Genomic DNA, 18382 nt, shown 5'->3' with positions numbered 1-18382 from the left:
CGGTCCCATGGGTGAATGGTCCACCCTGGTAAGGGAGTTGAACAAGAGGCGGGCGTGTGCACGGTCGCGGAAGCAAAAACGAACGGCCGGCGGTCTACGGCACGACCGTCGTGCGTTCCTCCGCGAAGTGGCACGCCGAGTCGTGCTCCGCCGCCGTCCCCACGCCCTGGAACACCGCCGGCACCGCCAGCAGCGGCACCTCCTGCGCGCACCGCTCCTGCGCCTTCCAGCACCGGGTGCGGAACCGGCATCCGGAGGGCGGGTTGGCGGGCGAGGGCACGTCCCCGGCCAGGATGATCCTGTCCCGGTGCTCCCGCGCCCGGGGATCCGGCACGGGCACCGCGGACAGCAGTGCCTGGGTGTACGGGTGCGTCGGGTGCTCGTAGATCTCCTCGTCGGTGCCGATCTCGACGATCCGCCCCAGGTACATCACGCCGACCCGGTCGGAGATGTGCCGGACGATCGAGAGGTCGTGCGCGATGAAGACGTAGCTCAGCGAGAACTCCTTCTGGAGCTTGTCCAGCAGGTTGATCACCTGCGCCTGTACGGACACGTCCAGTGCCGACACCGGCTCGTCGGCCACGATGATCTCGGGGTTGAGCGCGAGGCCGCGGGCGATCCCGATGCGCTGGCGCTGGCCGCCGGAGAACTGGTGCGGGTAGCGGTTGATGTACTCGGGGTTGAGCCCGACCACGTCCAGCAGGTCCTGCACCTTGCGCCGCCGGTCCCCCTTGGGGGCGACCTCGGGGTGGATCTCGTACGGCTCCCCGATGATGTCGCCGACCGTCATACGGGGGTTGAGCGAGGTGTACGGGTCCTGGAACACCATCTGGATGTTGCGCCGGACCGCTTTCAGGGCCCGGCCGGAGAGCTTGGTGATGTCCTCGCCCTTGTAGCGGATGGCGCCCTCGGTGGGCTGTTCCAGCTGGACGAGCATCTTGGCGACGGTCGACTTGCCGCAGCCGGACTCGCCGACGATGCCGAGCGTCTCGCCCGCGCAGAGGTCGAAGGAGACGCCGTCGACGGCCTTGACCGCGCCGACCTGCTTCTTGCGGATGATGCCCTGGGTGAGGGGATAGTGCTTGACCAGGTCCCGTACTTCCAGGATGGCTTCGCCGGTCGTCGTCCCCGGCCCGGACTCCATGAGGTCAGCGGTGTCAGCCATCGAGCGTCTCCTTCCAGAAGTGGCAGGCGCTCTGGCGGTCCTCGGCCACGTCGAACAGCGGGGGCACATCGGTGCGGCAGACGTCCCTGGCCTGCGGGCAGCGCGGGTTGAAGGCGCAGCCCGGCGGGATGTGCATCAGGTTGGGCGGCAGGCCCTTGATCGCGTACAGCTCCTGGCCCTTCTGGTCCAGGCGCGGGATCGATTCGAGGAGGCCCTTGGTGTAGGGGTGGGCGGGGTTCTTGTAGATCTCGTGGACCGGGGCGGTCTCGACGATCCGGCCCGCGTACATCACCGCGATCTTGTCCGCGACGTCGGCAACCACGCCGAGGTCGTGGGTGATGAGGATGAGCCCCATGTTGAGCTCGCGCTGGAGCTCGGCGAGCAGGTCCATGACCTGTGCCTGGACGGTCACGTCGAGGGCGGTGGTCGGCTCGTCGGCGATGATCAGCCTGGGTTCCAGGGCGAGCGCCATCGCGATCATGATGCGCTGGCGCATGCCGCCGGAGAACTGGTGCGGGTACTGGCCGACGCGTTCCTTCGCGGCCGGGATGCGCACCCGGTCCATCAGCTCGACGGCCTTGGCCTTCGCGTCCTTCCTGGACATCCCCCGGTGCACGGTGAACATCTCGCCGAGCTGTTCGCCGACCGAGAGGACCGGGTTCAGGGAGGACAGCGCGTCCTGGAAGATCATGGCCATTCCGGCGCCGCGGATCTTCCTGCGCTGGTCCTCCTTGAGCTTCAGTACGTCCTGGCCCTCGAAGAGGATCTCGCCCTTGGGGATGCGTCCGGGCGGCATGTCGAGGATGCCCATGACGGCCTGTGCGGTGACCGACTTGCCGGATCCGGACTCGCCGAGGACGGCGAGCGTCTCGCCCTCGTCGACGCTGTAGTTGACCCCGTTGACGGCCCTTGAGACGCCGTCGCGGGTCTTGAACTCCACGTGCAGATCGCGTACTTCGAGCAGCATGGCAGCAGCACCCTCTATCGCAGCTTGGGGTCGAGGGCGTCGCGCACCGCGTCGCCGAGCATGATGAACGCGAGGACCGTGACGGCCAGCGCGCCGGCCGGCCAGAGCAGCATGTGGGGCGCGTTGCGGACGTACGCCGACGCGGAGGAGATGTCGATGCCCCAGGAGACGGTCGGGGCCTTCAGGCCGACGCCGAGGTAGGAGAGCGTGGCCTCCAGGGCGATGTAGGTGCCGAGCGCGATGGTCGCGACGACGATGACCGGGGCGATCGCGTTGGGGGTGATGTGGCGCAGCAGCATGCGGGAGTTGCCCGCGCCCAGTGCCCGGGCGGCCTGGACGTAGTCGTTCTGTTTGGCGGTGATGACCGAGCCCCGGGCGATACGGGCGATCTGCGGCCAGCCCAGCAGGACGATGAAGGTGATCACCGGCCAGACGGTGGTGCCGGGGACCACGGAGAGGAAGACCAGACCGCCGAGGACGACGGGGATCGCGAAGAACACGTCGGTGATCCGGGAGAGCAGCGAGTCGAACCAGCCGCCGAAGAATCCGGCGAGCCCGCCGAGCAGGCTGCCGAGCAGGGCGACCCCGACGGTGGCGCAGACGCCGACGGTGACGGAGGCGCGGGCGCCGTAGACCGTACGGGTGTAGACGTCGCAGCCCTGGCCGTTGAAGCCGAAGGGGTGTCCGGGCTGGGAGCCCTGCTGGGCCTTGGAGAGGTCGCAGGCCAGCGGGTCGCCGGAGGCGATGGCCGAGGGCCACAGCGAGATGAACAACAGGAAGAGGATGATCAGGCCGGAGACGAGGAAGACGGGGTTGCGGCGCAGGTCGTGCCAGGCGTCCGACCACAGGCTGCGGGCCTTGTCGCCGCCGCTCTGCCCGTGTCCGGGGGGCTTCTCCAGGGAGGCGCCCTCGGCGACCGCGAGGTCCATCGCCCCGCCGGAGCCGCCGAGTGCGGAGATCGCGCCCTCGTCGTGCGGGTTCTGGCCCTGCGGATTCTGTGGAGTCTTGGGCTCAGGCATACCGGATCCTCGGGTCGAGAACGGCGTACAAGAGGTCGACGATCAGGTTCGCCACCAGGAAGACCAGCACCAGGACGGTCACGAAGCCGACGACGGTCTGCGAGCTCTGCCGGACGATGCCCTGGTAGAGCTGGTAGCCGACGCCGTGGATGTTGAAGATCCGCTCGGTGACGATCGCGCCGCCCATCAGGGCGCCGATGTCGGTGCCGATGAAGGTGACCACCGGGATGAGGGAGTTGCGCAGCAGGTGCCGGGAGATGATCCGGCGGCGGGGCAGGCCCTTGGCCACGGCGGTACGGACGTAGTCGGCGCGGGCGTTCTCGGCGACGGAGGTACGGGTCAGCCGGGTGACGTAGGCGAGGGAGACCGACGCCAGCACCAGGCCGGGGATGAGGAGTTCGTCGAACGTCGCGGCCGGTGAGACGGCCGGTTTGATCAGGCCCCACTTCACGCCGAGCAGCAGCTGGAGCAGCAGACCGGTGACGAAGGTGGGGATGGAGATGACGACGAGGGTCAGCAGCAGGACGCCGGTGTCGATCGGCTTGCCCCGGCGGAGCCCCGTGAGGACGCCGAGGCTGAGGCCGATGACGATCTCGAAGACGATCGCCACGATGGTGAGGCGGGCGGTGACCGGGAAGGCGGTCCCCATCAGCTCGGTGACCTCCTGGCCGTTGAAGGCCCGGCCGAAGTCACCGGTGAACAGGTTGCCCATGTAGGTCAGGTACTGCTGCCACACGGGCTGATCGAGGCCGAAGTCGGCCTTGAGCTGTGCGGCGGTCGCCGGGTCGCACTTGCGGTCGCCGCACAGCCCCGCGATGGGGTCGCCCATCACGTTGACCATCAGGAAGATCAGCAGCGTGGCACCGAAGAAGACCGGGATCATCTGGAGCAGACGCCGGATCACATAACGTCCCATGAAGGGCTCCCGTGGTCGTCGTTGCAGGAGGGCTGGTCCCCTGCGGGCGTCAGCTGACCTTGATCGCGTTGTAGACGGGGATGCTGAACGGGTTCAGCGCCACGTTCGTGGTCCGCTCGGAGTAGGCGGCGGAGCCGTTCTGGTACCAGAGCGGGATGGCGGCCATCTGGTCGGCGACGACCTTCTCGGCCTCCTGGAACTTCGCGGTGGCCTTCGTGGTGTCGGTCTCCGCGTTGGCCTCCCTCAGCAGGCGGTCGAAGTCCTTGTCGGACCACTTGCCGTCGTTGGACGAGGCGCCCGTGGCGTACAGCGGCTCCAGGAAGTTCTGGATCAGCGGGTAGTCCATCTGCCAGCCGGCCCGGAAGGGTCCGGTGAACTTCTGCTGGCTGGCCTGGCTGCGGAAGTCGGCGAAGGTGCCGATGGGGTTGCCGACGCAGGCCTTGTTGTTGCCCAGCGCGTTGTTGATGCTGTTGCAGACGGCGTCCACCCAGTCCTTGTGGGAGCCGGTGTCCGCGTTGTACGAGATGGTCATCTGGCCGCCGGGGATGCCGCCGCCCTCGGCGACCAGCTTCTTGGCCTCGGCCGCGTTGTACTCGCAGGCCTCGCCGCACAGTCCGGCCTTGTAGCCGCCCGCCTCGCCGAGCACGGGCGAGGTCCAGTCGGTGGCGGGGGTACGGGTCTTCTGGAAGATCGTGTCCGTGATCTGCGCCCGGTTGATGGCCATGGACAGGCCCTTGCGGACCTTCTCCGAGCCCGGCTTGTTCCAGTCCTTGTCGTAGAACGGGAAGGCGAGGGTCTGGATGATGCCGGCCGGGGTGTTGAGGTACCGGTCGCCCAGGTCGTTCTTGACGTTCTTGAGCTGGGCGGCGGGGACGTCGTCCAGCAGGTCGAGGTTTCCGGCCGTCAGGTCGGTGTACGCCGTGCCGTAGTCGGTGTAGACCTTCAGGTCCACGCCCTCGTTCTGCGCCTTGTCGTCGCCGGGGTAGTCGGCCCACTTGCGCAGGCTCATCACCGAGCCCTTGTCGTACGTCTTGACGGTGTACGGGCCGTTGCCGACCGGCGTCTTGAGGAACGAGGCGTGGTCGTCGAAGAAGACCTTCGGCAGCGGGGCGAACGCGGCGTAGCCGAGCGTCTCGGGCCAGGTGGAGAACTTCTGGGTGAGCTTGACCGTGAAGGTCCTGTCGTTGACGACCTTGAGCCCGGAGAGGGTGGCCGCGGTGGCCTCGCCGTTCTCGGGGTGGACCTTGTCGTAGCCCTCGATGTAGCCGAAGAAGGGGGCGTTCTTCTGCTTGTTCTTCAGGTGTGCGCCGTAGTTCCAGGCATCCACGAAGGACTTGGCGGTGACGGCCTCGCCGTTGCTGAACTTCCAGCCGCCCTTGACGGTGACGGTGAAGTTCTGCGAGTCGGTGGTCTCGATCTTCTCGGCGAGCATGTCCTCTGCCGCACCGGTCTTCGGGTTGTAGCGCTTGAGGCCCCGGAAGAGCATCTCCAGGACCTTGCCGCCCTGCACCTCGTTGGTGTTGGCGGGCTCCAGCGGGTTCTGGGGGTCGCCCCAGGACGCACTGAGCACGCCTGTCTCACCGCTTCCGCTGCCTCCGCCACCACAGGCGGTCGCGGCGAGAGCGACGGCTGCCGCGGTCGCGGCCCACTTGGCGTGCCTGGCTCCGCGCATGGAGTGCCTCCTAGAGTCCCAAAGATGACTTAGGGACCCATATCACCCCATACGTTCCGACCCCGCATCTCCACCGCGTCCATTCCCGCGGGACCACCACCCGCGTGGCGGCGCCCCGATCCGGTGCCTGCGGCCGCCGCGCCTAGAAGGGCGCCTCGTCCGTGGCCAGTCGGGCGTGGACGTGCATGTCGTGGAAGGTGCCCGGGGCCAGGGCGGGCAGGCCGCCGCGGGCGATGCCCTCGAAGGCGTAGGCCGAGCGTTCGGCCACCCGGCAGGAGGGCTCGTTGCTCACCGCGTGGCCCAGCTCGATCCGGTGCAGGCCCAGGCCGGTGAAGGCCCACCGCGTGCACACCTCCACCGCGCGCGTGACCACTCCCCTCCCCCGCGCCTCGGGAAGCAGCCAGTAGCCGATGCCGGCACAGCCGCGGGCGAACTCGATCTTGTGCAGCCCGACCGAGCCGAGCACCTCGCCGCTCCCCTCGTCCGTGACGCAGAACTGCGCCAGGTCGCCCCGCTCCCACCCGCGGGCCCTGGCCCGTACGAACTCCAGCGCGCCCGCCTCGTCCAGCGGCCCGCGCGCCGTCCACTCCCAGCGGAGGAACTCCGGGTCGTTCATCCCCCGCATCACCGCCCCGGCGTCCTCGGGCGTCCAGGCCCGCAGCCGGAGCCCGTGGCCGGTCAGTTCGGTGAAGGTCAGGGTCCCGGCCGTCCCGTGCGTCGTCACTGCTGCTCCTTCGTCACTGCTGCTCGTCGCTGGCTGCGGAAAGGGGAAACGGCACCGCCCCCGGCCCGGAAGTCGGGTCAGGGGCGGTACCGGAAAAAGCGGGGCTTCACGGGTGCGGAGGGTCAGGCCGCGCCCACCACGTCCTTCTCCTCGGCGAAGTGGCACGCCGATTCGTGTGCCGCCGGAGAGTCCGAACCGGTGAACCGGGTCGGGATCGCCAGCAGCGGCTCTTCCTCCGCGCACTTGGCCTCGGCCTTCCAGCAGCGGGTGCGGAAGCGGCAGCCCGACGGCGGGTTGGCCGGCGAGGGCACGTCGCCGGTGAGGATGATCCGCTCGCGGTGCTCGCGGGCGGTCGGGTCCGGCACCGGGACGGCCGACAGCAGCGCCTGGGTGTACGGGTGCGTCGGGTGCTCGTAGATCGCCGCGTCGGAGCCGATCTCCGCCATCTTGCCCAGGTACATCACGCCGACGCGGTCGGAGATGTGCCGGACGATGGACAGGTCGTGCGCGATGAAGAGGTAGGACAGGTTGAACTCGTCCTGGAGCTTCTCCATCAGGTTGATGACCTGCGCCTGGACGGAGACGTCCAGGGCCGAGACGGGCTCGTCGCAGATGATGATCTCCGGGTTGAGCGCGAGGCCGCGGGCGATGCCGATGCGCTGGCGCTGACCGCCGGAGAACTGGTGCGGGTACCGGTTGATGTACTCCGGGTTGAGGCCCACCACGTCCAGCAGTTCCTGGACCTTGCGGCGGCGGTCGCCCTTGGGCGCCACCTCCGGGTGGATCTCGAACGGCTCCCCGATGATGTCGCCCACCGTCATACGGGGGTTGAGCGAGGTGTACGGGTCCTGGAACACCATCTGGATGTTGCGCCGGACCGCCTTCAGGGCCTTGCCGGACAGCTTGGTGATGTCCTGGCCCTTGTAGAAGACCTCGCCCGCGGTCGCCGTCTCCAGCGTCATCAGCAGCTTGGCGACCGTGGACTTGCCACAGCCGGACTCGCCGACGATGCCCAGCGTCTCGCCCTGGTACAGGTCGAAGGAGATGCCGTCGACGGCCTTGACCGCGCCGACCTGCTTCTTGATCAGGACGCCCTGGGTGAGCGGGAAGTGCTTCACCAGGTTGCGCACCTGGAGGATCGGCTCGCCGCGCTCGACGGTCTTGTCGAGCGCCGCGACGGCCTGGGTCTCGGACGAGGTCTCGACGACCTCGACCTCGGAGACGTTCGGGGTGGCGTCCACCGGCTCGCTGCTCCTGGTCGGCTCAGCCATGGATCGTCTCCTTCCAGAAGTGGCACGCGCTGCCGCGACCGGCCAGGTCGGCGCCGTCCCGCTCGGTCACCTGGACCAGGGCGGGAACGTCGGTGCGGCAGATGTCCTGCGCCTGCGGGCAGCGCGGGTTGAAGGCGCAACCCGTCGGGATCTTCAGCAGGTTGGGCGGCAGACCCTTGATCGCGTACAGCTCCTGGCCCTTCTGGTCCAGGCGCGGAATCGATTCGAGGAGGCCCTTGGTGTACGGGTGCGCGGGGCGCTTGTAGATCTCGTGGACCGGGGCGGTCTCGACGATCCGGCCCGCGTACATCACCGCGATCTTGTCCGCGACGTCGGCAACCACGCCGAGGTCGTGGGTGATCAGGATCAGACCCATGTTGTACTCGCGCTGGAGCTCCGCGAGCAGGTCCATGACCTGTGCCTGGACGGTCACGTCGAGAGCCGTGGTCGGCTCGTCCGCGATGATCAGCTCGGGTTCCAGGGCGAGCGCCATCGCGATCATGATGCGCTGGCGCATACCGCCGGAGAACTGGTGCGGGTAGTCGTTGACCCGCTCCTTGGCGGCCGGGATCTTGACCCGGTCCATCAGCTCGATGGCCTTGGCCTTGGCTTCCTTGCGGCTGAGCCCCTCGTGCACCCGGTACATCTCGCCGAGCTGGTAGCCCACCGAGAGCACGGGGTTGAGCGAGGACAGCGCGTCCTGGAAGATCATCGCGATCTTGCGGCCGCGGATCTTCCGGCGCTCCTCGTTGGACATCTTGAGCATGTCCTGGCCCTGGAAGAAGATCTCGCCCTGCGGGATCTTGCCCGGCGGCATGTCGAGGATGCCCATGATCGCCTGGGCGGTGACCGACTTGCCGGAGCCCGACTCACCGAGCACGGCGAGGGTCTCGCCCGCGTTCACGCTGTAGTTGACGCCGTTGACGGCCTTGGCGACACCGTCACGGGTGTGGAACTCCACGTGCAGGTCGCGCACGTCGAGCAGGGGGCCGTTGTTCTCCCCGTCCTTGCCGAGGACGGGCACGTTCGCAGGTTTGTCCATGATGGTCACGTACGCCTCCCTCAGCGCAGCTTCGGGTCGAGGGCTTCGCGTACCGCGTCACCCATCATGATGAACGCCAGCACGGTGATGCTCAGCAGTCCGGCCGGGAAGATCAGGGTGTGCGGGTTGTTGCGGATGTCCTGGGTGGCGTCGGAGATGTCGCCGCCCCACGAGATGGAGTCGCCGCCCAGACCCAGACCCAGGAAGGACAGCGTCGACTCGGCGACGATGTACGAGCCCAGGACGATGGTCGCGACGACGATCACCGGTGCGACCGCGTTCGGCAGGATGTGCCGGAACAGGATGCGCTTGGTGCCGGCGCCCAGAGCCTTGGCCGCCATCACGTAGTCGGCGTGCTTGGTCGTGATGACCGCGCCGCGCATCACGCGGGCGATCTGCGTCCAGCCGAGGAAGGCCAGGGCGCCCATGACGACCCAGACGGTGCGCTCGGTGAAGGCGTTCAGCACGACCATCGCGCCGAGCAGGAACGGGATGCCGAAGAAGACGTCGGTCAGCCGGGAGATGACGCTGTCCCAGAAGCCGCCGAAGTAGCCGGCCAGCATGCCGAACAGGCCGCCGAAGATGGTGACCAGGATGGTGACGCCCACACCGACCAGGATGGAGTTGCGGGTGCCGTAGATCGTCCGGGCGTAGATGCTGCGGCCCGTCCGGTCGAAGCCCCACCAGTCGGCCTGGAAGAGGTGCCCGAGTTCGGGCTTGCCCAGGAAGTGGTTGGCCTGGTCGCCGATGTTCGGGTTCGCGCTGGTGAACAGCGACGGTACGACCGACACCACGATCAGCAGCAGGATCAGCAGCGACGAGACCACGAACAGCGGGTTGCGCCGCAGGTCGCGCCAGGCGTCGGCGCCGAGGCTGCGCGGCTTCTCGGGGGCGGGTCCGGCGTCCGTGGACACCGGGGTGCCCTCGAACACGTTGGCCGCGTCCTCGTGAGCGGTCTTGGTGATGTCAGGCATACCGGATCCTCGGGTCCAGGACCGCGTAAAGCAGGTCGACGAGCAGGCTGGCGAGGAGGTACACGAGCACCAGGACGGTGACGACACCCACGATGACCGTGCCCTCGCGGCGGGCGATGGCCTCGTAGAGGAGGTCGCCGATGCCCGTCACGTTGAAGATTCCCTCGGTGATGACCGCGCCGCCCATCAGGGTGCCGATGTCGGTGCCCAGGTAAGTGACCACGGGGATCAGCGAGTTGCGCAGCAGGTGCCGGGTGATGATCCGCTGCTTGGGCAGACCCTTGGCGACGGCCGTACGCATGTAGTCCGCCGACTTGTTCTCGGCGATCGAGGTGCGGGTCAGCCGGGCCACGTACGCCAGACCGACCAGACCCAGCACGAGGGCCGGGACCATCAGCTGGACGAAACTGGTGGAGTCCTGCACGGTCGGCGTGATCCACTGCAGCTCGTTGCCGAAGTACAGCTGGAAGCCCAGGCCGACGACGAAGATCGGGACGGAGATCACCACGAGCGTGAACAGCGTCACGCCGGTGTCGATGATCTTTCCTCGACGGATGCCGGCGATCACACCGAGGGTGATGCCGACGACCAGCTCGAAGGCCCACGCCATCGCGGCGAGCCGGATGGTGACCGGGAAGGCCAGCATGATGTCGTCGAGCACGGGCCTGCCGCCCGCGATGGTCTTGCCGAAGTCCCCCTGGAACAGACCCGCGATGTAGTGCAGGTACTGCTGCCACAGCGGGAGGTCCAGGCCTCGGTCGTGCCGGATCTGCGCGACCTGCGCCGGGTCCGGCGGCTTGTCTCCCCACAGTGCTGCCACCGGGTCACCGGGGAGCACGTTGACCATGAGGAAGATAAGCAGGGTTGTCCCGAGGAAGACCGGGATCATCTGGAGCAGTCGCCTAGCGACGTAGCGCCCCATTGGTGCCTCCGTCCATTACGGAGCCGCCCGAAGCGACGCCCGGGATCGCCGGGCGTCGCTTCGGGAACGGAACTCCGGCGACTACTTCTTCTTGAAAACTTCGACCGCGGTGAGGATCGGGTCGCCGGCCTGGTCGAACTCCATACCCTTCACGTTGTTCGAGTGCGCGGAGTTCGTCTGGTTGTAGAAGAGCGGGATGCTCGGGAAGGTGTTCTGGAGCTGCTTCTCAGCCTCCTGGTACAGCTTCGCCGACTCGTCGATCGTCTTGGCCTGGTCGGCCTTCTTGGTCAGCTCGTCGAACTTCTTGTCCGAGAAGCCGCCCTTGTTGCCGTCGACGCCCGTGCCGTACAGGTCGGCGAGGAAGTTGCCGTTGAACGGGTAGTCGAGCACCCAGCCGGAGCGGTAGAGCGACTTGACCTTCTTCTGGTCACGGATCTCGGTGTCGGCCTGGAAGTCCGTCACCGGGTCGCCCACGCACGCCACGCCGGTGTTCTTGACGATGTCGTTGCAGACGGCCGTGACCCAGCCCTTGTGGGGCTGGTCGGCGTTGTACTGGATGCTGATCTTCTTGCCCGGGACGCCGCCGCCCTCGGCGATCAGCTTCTTGGCCTTCTCAGGGTTGAACGTGCAGTACTCGCCGCACGCGTTCTCCTGGTAGCCCTTGACGCCCTTGGCGACCCAGCCGGTGGCCGGCTGACGGTTGCCGTAGAAGGTCGTCTTCGCGATGGTCGCGCGGTCGATCGCCATCGAAAGGCCCTGGATGACCTTGATGTTGACGTTCTTCCACTGGTCCGTGTAGTACGCCGGGTTGATCGTGTTGATCGCGGAGTACTCGGACGTGATCGCGCGCTTGCCGAAGTCCTGCTTGTAGTTGGCGAGCTCCTGGTCCGGGATCGTCGGCATGGTGTCGACGTTGTCCGAGCGCAGGTCGTTGTACGCGGCGGTCGGCGTGGAGTACGCCTTGAAGTCGATGCCGCCGTTCTTCGGCTTGCTGGCGCCCTGGTAGCCGTCCCACGAAGCGACCTTGATCGACTTCTTGCGCTGCCACGAGGTGAACTTGTAGGGACCGTTGCCGACCGGCTTCTCGCCGTACGTCTTCGGGTCCTTCAGCGCGGCCGAGGGCATCGGGTAGAACGGCGCGTAGACGAGCTTGTACGCGTAGTACGGGATGCCGTTGGTCAGCGTGATGGTGAAGGTGCTGTCGTCGACGACCTTCAGGCCGGACATCGTCGTGCCGGTGCCCTTGCCCTTCTCCGGGTGGACGGCCTCGTAGCCGACGATGTCCCGGTACCAGGCGCTGTTCTGCTGGCCGTTGGCCGGGTTGGCGGCCCAGTTCCAGGCGTCCACGTACGACTTGGCGGTGACGGCCTCGTCGTTGTGGAACTTCCAGCCCTTCCTGAGCTTGACCGTCCACACCTTGTTCGACGCGTCGGGCGTGACCGACTCGGCGTTCTCGTAGACGATGTTGCCCTGCTTGTCGTAGCTGACAAGACCCGTGAAGAGGGAGTTGATGACGACGCTGCCGTACGCCTCCATGGTGTTCGCCGGCTGCAGAGGGTTCTGCGGCTCACCATTGGCGTAGCTGACGATGCCCTTGGGGTCGACCGTCCGGTTGGCGTTGTCGTTGCCGCTGTCCTTGCCGCCGCCACATGCCGTCGTCGCGAGGGCGACGACACTTGCTATGGCGACCCACTTGGCGCTCTTGGCACCGCGCATGGGTTCCTCCTCATGAGTCCACTTGTTAACTGCAAGAGGGGGCACAGGTGCACTCGCCGACACCCCTGACGGCGAGAAATTTCTGGTGCCCCAGTGTGCTCGTGAGTCGGCGCTCCCCACAGCGCGTGACCCATTGACCCGAGCTCAATGGAGCCAACTATTAAGTACGCCCGGACCGTAAACCACACTTAAAGGGTCTCGTTTTGACAACATCACTTGCCTCTCGATGACCGAAATCCGGACAAAATGAGCCCAGACAGACACACCCGAAACGGACTGTTAACGCAACTTCCGGAGAGTGTTGATCGATATCCGGACACTCGGGTCACGAAAACAACTTGACCGCGAGTCGTCGGAGAGGCAGTTCGATCTTGGCCGGACATCGTCACGGCGTACGCCGAAGGCCCGGCACCCCGCGATCATGCGGGGTGCCGGGCCTTCGGTCAACAGGCGTGCCCTGCGGAGCCGTTGTGCGGCCGGTGACTAGCGCTTGGCGCGCGACGCGGAACGGCCGCGCTCCTTGGCGTCCAGGACGACCTTGCGGATGCGCACGGTCTCCGGGGTCACCTCGATGCACTCGTCCTCGCGGCAGAACTCCAGGGACTGCTCCAGGGAGAGCTTGCGGGCCGGGACCACGTTCTCCGTGGTGTCCGCGGAAGCCGCACGCATGTTGGTGAGCTTCTTCTCCTTGGTGATGTTCACGTCCATGTCGTCGGCGCGCGAGTTCTCACCGATGATCATGCCCTCGTACACCTCGGTGCCGGCCTCGGTGAAGATGACACCGCGCTCCTGGAGGTTGACCATCGCGAACGGCGTGACCGAGCCCGCGCGGTCCGCGACGAGCGAACCGTTGTGACGGGTGCGCAGGTCGCCGAACCACGGCTCGTGGCCCTCGAAGATCGAGTGCGCGATGCCGGTGCCGCGGGTCTGCGTCAGGAACTCCGTACGGAAGCCGATGAGGCCGCGGGACGGGACGATCCACTCCATGCGGACCCAGCCGGAGCCGTGGTTCGTCATGGTCTCCATGCGGCCCTTGCGGGTCGCCATGAGCTGCGTGATCGCGCCCAGGTGCTCCTCGGGCGAGTCGATCGTCATGCGCTCGATCGGCTCGTGCTTCTTGCCGTCGATCTCCTTGGTGACCACCTCGGGCTTGCCGACGGTCAGCTCGAAGCCCTCACGGCGCATCTGCTCGACCAGGATGGCCAGCGCCAGCTCACCGCGGCCCTGCACCTCCCAGGCGTCGGGGCGCTCGGTGTCCAGCACGCGCAGCGAGACGTTACCGACCAGCTCGCGGTCGAGGCGGTCCTTGATCTGGCGCGCGGTGACCTTGTGGCCCTTGCCGCCCTTGCCGACCAGCGGCGAGGTGTTGGCACCGATGGTCATCGAGATCGCGGGCTCGTCGACCGTGATCAGCGGGAGCGCGACCGGGTTCTCGGTGTCGGCCAGGGTCTCGCCGATCATGATGTCCGGGATACCGGCGATGGCGCAGATGTCGCCCGGGCCCGCCTTCTCGGCGGGCTTGCGGGTGAGGGCCTCGGTCATCATCAGCTCGGTGATGCGGACGTTGGAGATCGAACCGTCGCGCTTGATCCAGGCCACGGTCTGGCCCTTGCGCAGCTCGCCCTGCTCGACGCGGCAGAGCGCGATACGGCCGAGGAAGTTGTCGGCGTCGAGGTTGGTGACGTGCGCCTGAAGGGGGGCGGACTCGTCGTACTCGGGGGCCGGGACGTGCTCCAGGATGGTGGAGAAGAACGGCTCCAGGTTCTCGCTGTCGGCCGGGACGGTGCCGTCCTCCGGCTTAGTCAGCGAGGCCACGCCGTCACGCGCGCAGGCGTAGACGATCGGGAACTCGATCTGGTCCTCGTCCGCGTCCAGGTCCAGGAACAGGTCGTACGTCTCGTCGACGACCTCGGCGATCCGGGAGTCGGGGCGGTCGGTCTTGTTGATGCAGAGGATGACCGGCATCTTCGCGGCGAGCGCCTTGCGGAGCACGAAGCGGGTCTGCGGGAGCGGGCCCTCGGACGCGTCGACCAGCAGGACGACGGCGTCGACCATCGACAGGCCGCGCTCGACCTCACCACCGAAGTCGGCGTGGCCGGGGGTGTCGATGATGTTGATCGTGATGACGTCGCCGCCATCCTTCGGGTGGTACTTCACCGCGGTGTTCTTGGCCAGGATCGTGATGCCCTTCTCACGCTCCAGGTCGTTGCTGTCCATCATGCGGTCGTCGAGCGACTCAGCGGCGTGCGCGGCGAAGGCGCCGGCCTGCTTGAGCATGGCGTCGACCAGGGTGGTCTTGCCGTGGTCGACGTGAGCGACGATGGCGACGTTACGGATGTCGTGGCGCGTGGGCATGGGTGGCTTAACGCTTCTCTCGATCGTGGGATGCGGCGTCTCGTTCCTCGTACGCCCACCGGGCGGACGCGCCACGGCTTACCCCATGGTACGGGGCGGACGCGGGACGGGCTTCCCGGGCCGATCGCCGGAGGGCCGCGGCCGGTTCTCGCAAGGCCTGCGGCGGGGTGGAACGTGGGGGTGGGGGCGGTGCCGGGCTCCGGGTCAAGGAGTCAGCCACGACCTTGCCCGCCGGAGGTCCGGCGGGCAAGGAAATTGAGCTGATTCTGAGCTGTTTCTCAGATCCCGAGATGGCTCTGACCTGCGGCTCAGCCCTTATGTGGCGTTACTTGCCACCATCCTTGGCGGAAACGGACTTCTTGAATCCGATGTCCTGGTAGCGGGGTGCGGCGAACCCGAAGGCGCCCGCGTTCACCACCGTCGGCTTCACCGCGACCAGCTCGGGACGCTGGTAGAGCGGAATCGATCCGGCGGCGGCCCAGATCCGGGCGTCGGCCTTCTTCACCAGCTCGCGGGCGGCCTCCTCGTCGAGCTCGGCGGCGGCCTGGTCGAAGAGCTGGTCGATGTGGTCGGTGCCGACCCGGGTGTAGTTCTGCTCGACCAGCAGCGAGCCGTCGGCGGCGGGCTCCGGTTTGGCGAAGATCGGCCGGCCGTCGGTGGCCGGGTAGGCGGTGCCGGGCCAGGAGTAGAGCGCCAGGTCGTAGTCGCCGGAGGCGATGTGGTCCTTGAAGTAGTCGGCGTCCTCGACCTTGGTGATCTCGGTGCGTACGCCGATGGCCTCCAGCATCCTGGAGATCCGCGTGCCGACCGTGCGCAGCGGGGCCGACGCCGGGTCGGCGGGCAGCACGAAGCGCAGGGTCAGCGGCTTGCCGTCCTTGCCGACCAGCCGGGCCAGCTCGGCGGCCTTCGCCCTGGCCTTGGCCCGGGCTTCCGCCGTGGCCCTGGCCTGCGCCGCCCTCGCCGCGTCGGCCGGGCTGCCCGCGACGGCGCGGCCGGCGGGCGCGGCGGGGGCCGCGGTGCCGCGCGGGGCGTAGGCGCCGGCCATGCCGCCCCTCTTCTGCTGCTGGGCCTCGGTCTTGGCGTCCGCGCCACCGTCCGCGGGCGCCCGGTAGACCTTCGCCCGCCGGTCCTCGGCGAGGGTGCTGATCCGGGGGCCGACCGCCGGGGCCAGGATGTAGATGTCGCTCTCGGTGCGGAAGGCGTTGGTGCCGTTGCCGGTGGGCTTGGCGTCGTTGCCGTCGGCGTCGCCGGGCTTGTCGTCGCCGACGATGTACATCCCGTCGTCCGAGGCCCCGTCCTCCTTCGCCTTCCTCTCCTGCTCCTTCTTCCTGGCCTGTTCGCGCTTCTTGCGCTCGGCCTCGGAGCGGCTGCCCGCGATGCTGCCGTCCGGGCGGCCGACCCCGCCGGCCTTCCAGCCCGCCTCGGCCAGCAGGGTCTGCGCGGCCTTGGCGTCCTGGCCGCCGAGCGCCTCGCTGCCGTCGGCGTACGCCTGCTGCCCGGCGAGCGCGAGGTGGCTGCCGAGCGGGGCGGCGGGCAGACCCAGCGGCTTGAGTACGGCGTCGGCCAGCTCCTGCCGGTTCAGCGCGCGGGCGACGGCTCTGCGTACCCGCTCGTCCGAGAGCGGCCCGGAGGCGCCGTTCAGGGCGAGCTGGGTGTACGCGGGCTCCAGGGACTTGCGGACCGTGAAGGCGCGCAGTGCCCGCTGCTCGGAGGCGTACTTGCGGACCTGCTCGCGGGCCTTCGTACGGGCCTCCTGCTCGGCCTCGGCCTGCTCCTCGTCGAACGCGCCGTGCGCACGCGCCCAGGACCGCATCGCCTGGGCGGCGGTGACCCGGGAGCCGGGGCCGTGGGTGAGCGGCGCCTTGCCGCTGTCCTTGGCGGCGCGGGCGATGCGCTCGACCGCTCCCCGGTCCACCTCGGCGAGGTCGACCCGGCCCTCGGCCAGGGCGGCGGCCCGGCCGTCCCGGGGCACGGCGCGCAGCACCAGCTTGTCCAGCTTGGCGGGCTTGCCCCACCAGCGCGGGTTGCGCTCCAGCACGATCGAGCGGTCCTCGCGGTCCAGCTTCATCGGGCGAAACGGTCCTGCGGTCTGCTTCAGCTTGGTACGGGCGCCGTCGTTGAAGGCGTTTGGGGTGCCCATCACCTCCTTGGGGTACAGGGGGGTGAACAGCGAGCGCCAGTCGGCGTACGGCTTGGCGTAAGTGACCTTCACCTCAAGGTCGTTGGCGCCCTTCTCGATCTTCTCGATGCGCTCATAGCCTGCGTTACGGGCGGTCCAGTACGCGGAATCCTTGCCGCGCAGCGCCCGCCACTGGGCGACGAAGTCGGCGGCGCCGATCTCCCGGCCGTCGCTCCACACCGCCTGCTGGTTGATCTTGTAGAGGACGACCTGCTTGGGCTCGCGCTCGACGATCGAGGCGTCCTCCAGGAAGTCCGGGTTGCGCTGCGGCTGCCCCTGCTCGTCGGTGACGAACAGCGCGGGCAGTACGGCGCCCGCGACGCGCGCGGTGGTGGCGTCGGCGTCCGCCTGGAAGGCGTTGAACGTGGCGGGCACCGAGTCGACGGCCCAGTTCAGGGTGCCGCCGTCGGCGACCTGCTCGCGGTCCGTGGCGGCGAGGTCCGCCGAGACGGGCGTCACGCCCGCGGCCTCCTCGTCCTCAGCTCCGCCGCATCCCGTCAGCACCGGGAGCGCGAGCACACCGGTGGCGACGAGCGCGACACCGCGACGGGCGCGCGAAGGGACGTCGGACATGGCTGGACCTCCAGGCTGACCCGGCCCCTTCCCTACCGGAATGGGCCGTTAAATTCACATTTGGGGGCTTATTGAGCTGATCACACTTGTGAGTACTGCTGGCCCACTGAAAGGGACCTCGCGCGGGAGGTCGCGCCGACACGTCGGGCATCCGGGTAAGCCCACCCGTGCGGCCCAACGGGTAAGCGGAGGGGGCGCGCGGGGGTGGCGTGCTCCGTGCGGCGATGTAGGCACTCTTCACAACAGGGATGTGACGCGCGACACTCGCAGGCGCAGAGGCGCTGTGGACGGCATCGCGGAAGTGAGGGCAATTCATGTCCCTGCACGATGAGTTGACGGACATCTCACAATGTCTGGACCGGCTCGACCGCGCGGTCCTGCGGATCGCGGCGGAGGCCGGCGGGGCCGCGGACGGGCTGGAGATACGCCGCGTCCGGACCGACGCGGCACACCTGCGGGAGAGCCTGGCCCTGCTGGCCGGCACGGCACCGCCCCCGCCGCGCCCGGACCTGATCACCATCCCGGACGCCCCGTACGACAGCACGCTGTGGACCGACTCGGACGACGAGGGCCTGGGCTCCAAGGACCGCCACGCGCCCTAGCCCGGGGGCGGGCCGAGGGTGGTCCGCTGCGCGGCGCTTCACCCCACCCCGCCCCTTCCCGAAACCGGGGCTCCGCCCCGGACCCCGGGTGACAGCCCGGCCTGGGTGGGTGGAATGTGCGGGTCGTTCGTGGCCGGCCGCGCAGTTCCCCGCGCCCCTGAATGCCCCGCCCCCTCGCGCGGCGAAGCCGCCTACGCCCCCGCCCCCTTGGGCGGCGGGGCCGCCCCCCGGGGGCGGAACGGGCGGGCAAGGGGGCGGCCCCCGGCGGAGCCGAACCCTCCGGCC

General features: G+C 68.4%; 14 protein-coding genes. 1 reads left to right on the top strand and 13 read right to left on the bottom strand.

From position 1 onward, the window contains the following. Nucleotides 1-94 precede the first annotated feature (94 nt). The 13 genes from ACZ5PB_RS31670 to ACZ5PB_RS31610 form a co-directional block, all read right to left on the bottom strand. Nucleotides 95-1165 carry an ABC transporter ATP-binding protein gene (locus ACZ5PB_RS31670; protein ID WP_468695910.1) on the bottom strand — a complete coding sequence of 357 codons (1071 nt, stop codon included), beginning with the start codon at nucleotides 1163-1165 and terminating at the stop codon, nucleotides 95-97. Continuing rightward, on the bottom strand, nucleotides 1158-2132 hold the full coding sequence (locus ACZ5PB_RS31665) for an ABC transporter ATP-binding protein (protein ID WP_468695909.1): 975 nt from the start codon (nucleotides 2130-2132) through the stop codon (nucleotides 1158-1160). The genes ACZ5PB_RS31670 and ACZ5PB_RS31665 overlap by 8 nt, the downstream gene beginning before the upstream one ends. Before the next feature lie 14 nt (nucleotides 2133-2146). Continuing rightward, a complete protein-coding gene (locus tag ACZ5PB_RS31660) occupies nucleotides 2147-3151 on the bottom strand; it encodes an ABC transporter permease (protein ID WP_468695908.1) in 1005 nt (334 codons plus the stop codon). Next, the gene (locus tag ACZ5PB_RS31655; RefSeq protein WP_468695907.1) at nucleotides 3144-4067 is read right to left on the bottom strand and encodes an ABC transporter permease; all 924 of its coding nucleotides are present in this window, start codon (nucleotides 4065-4067) and stop codon (nucleotides 3144-3146) included. Before ACZ5PB_RS31655 ends, ACZ5PB_RS31660 begins: the two co-directional genes overlap by 8 nt. 49 nt (nucleotides 4068-4116) lie before the next feature. Next, nucleotides 4117-5739, bottom strand: a complete 1623-nt coding sequence (locus ACZ5PB_RS31650) for a peptide ABC transporter substrate-binding protein (protein WP_468695905.1) — start codon at nucleotides 5737-5739, stop codon at nucleotides 4117-4119. A gap of 142 nt (nucleotides 5740-5881) precedes the next feature. Next, nucleotides 5882-6463 carry a GNAT family N-acetyltransferase gene (locus ACZ5PB_RS31645; RefSeq protein ID WP_468695903.1) on the bottom strand — a complete coding sequence of 194 codons (582 nt, stop codon included), beginning with the start codon at nucleotides 6461-6463 and terminating at the stop codon, nucleotides 5882-5884. A 122-nt stretch (nucleotides 6464-6585) separates the two neighbouring features. Further along, entirely contained in the window at nucleotides 6586-7734 is a 1149-nt protein-coding gene (locus ACZ5PB_RS31640; protein WP_468695902.1) for an ABC transporter ATP-binding protein, read from the bottom strand. Then, nucleotides 7727-8776, bottom strand: coding sequence for an ABC transporter ATP-binding protein (locus tag ACZ5PB_RS31635; protein WP_468696165.1), 1050 nt, complete (start codon nucleotides 8774-8776; stop codon nucleotides 7727-7729). Before ACZ5PB_RS31635 ends, ACZ5PB_RS31640 begins: the two co-directional genes overlap by 8 nt. A gap of 20 nt (nucleotides 8777-8796) precedes the next feature. After that, the gene (locus ACZ5PB_RS31630) at nucleotides 8797-9750 is read right to left on the bottom strand and encodes an ABC transporter permease (protein WP_468695901.1); all 954 of its coding nucleotides are present in this window, start codon (nucleotides 9748-9750) and stop codon (nucleotides 8797-8799) included. Beyond that, nucleotides 9743-10672 (bottom strand): ABC transporter permease, encoded by a 930-nt coding sequence (locus tag ACZ5PB_RS31625; RefSeq protein WP_468695899.1) that lies wholly within the window; start codon nucleotides 10670-10672, stop codon nucleotides 9743-9745. Before ACZ5PB_RS31625 ends, ACZ5PB_RS31630 begins: the two co-directional genes overlap by 8 nt. An 81-nt stretch (nucleotides 10673-10753) precedes the next feature. Continuing rightward, nucleotides 10754-12388, bottom strand: coding sequence for a peptide ABC transporter substrate-binding protein (locus ACZ5PB_RS31620; RefSeq protein WP_468695897.1), 1635 nt, complete (start codon nucleotides 12386-12388; stop codon nucleotides 10754-10756). Nucleotides 12389-12871: 483 nt separating this feature from the next. Next, a complete protein-coding gene (typA, locus tag ACZ5PB_RS31615) occupies nucleotides 12872-14743 on the bottom strand; it encodes a translational GTPase TypA (RefSeq protein ID WP_468695896.1) in 1872 nt (623 codons plus the stop codon). A gap of 325 nt (nucleotides 14744-15068) precedes the next feature. Further along, nucleotides 15069-17495, bottom strand: coding sequence for an ABC transporter family substrate-binding protein (locus ACZ5PB_RS31610; protein WP_468695894.1), 2427 nt, complete (start codon nucleotides 17493-17495; stop codon nucleotides 15069-15071). A 314-nt stretch (nucleotides 17496-17809) separates the two neighbouring features. Here ACZ5PB_RS31610 and ACZ5PB_RS31605 point away from each other — a divergent pair, with 314 nt between their 5' ends. After that, nucleotides 17810-18097, top strand: a complete 288-nt coding sequence (locus tag ACZ5PB_RS31605; RefSeq protein ID WP_468695891.1) for a hypothetical protein — start codon at nucleotides 17810-17812, stop codon at nucleotides 18095-18097. Nucleotides 18098-18382 lie beyond the last annotated feature (285 nt).

Source organism: Streptomyces sp. NPDC032721 (genome assembly GCF_055579625.1).
Note: the sequence above shows the minus strand (reverse complement) of the source record. Positions and strands in the feature narration are given on the sequence as shown.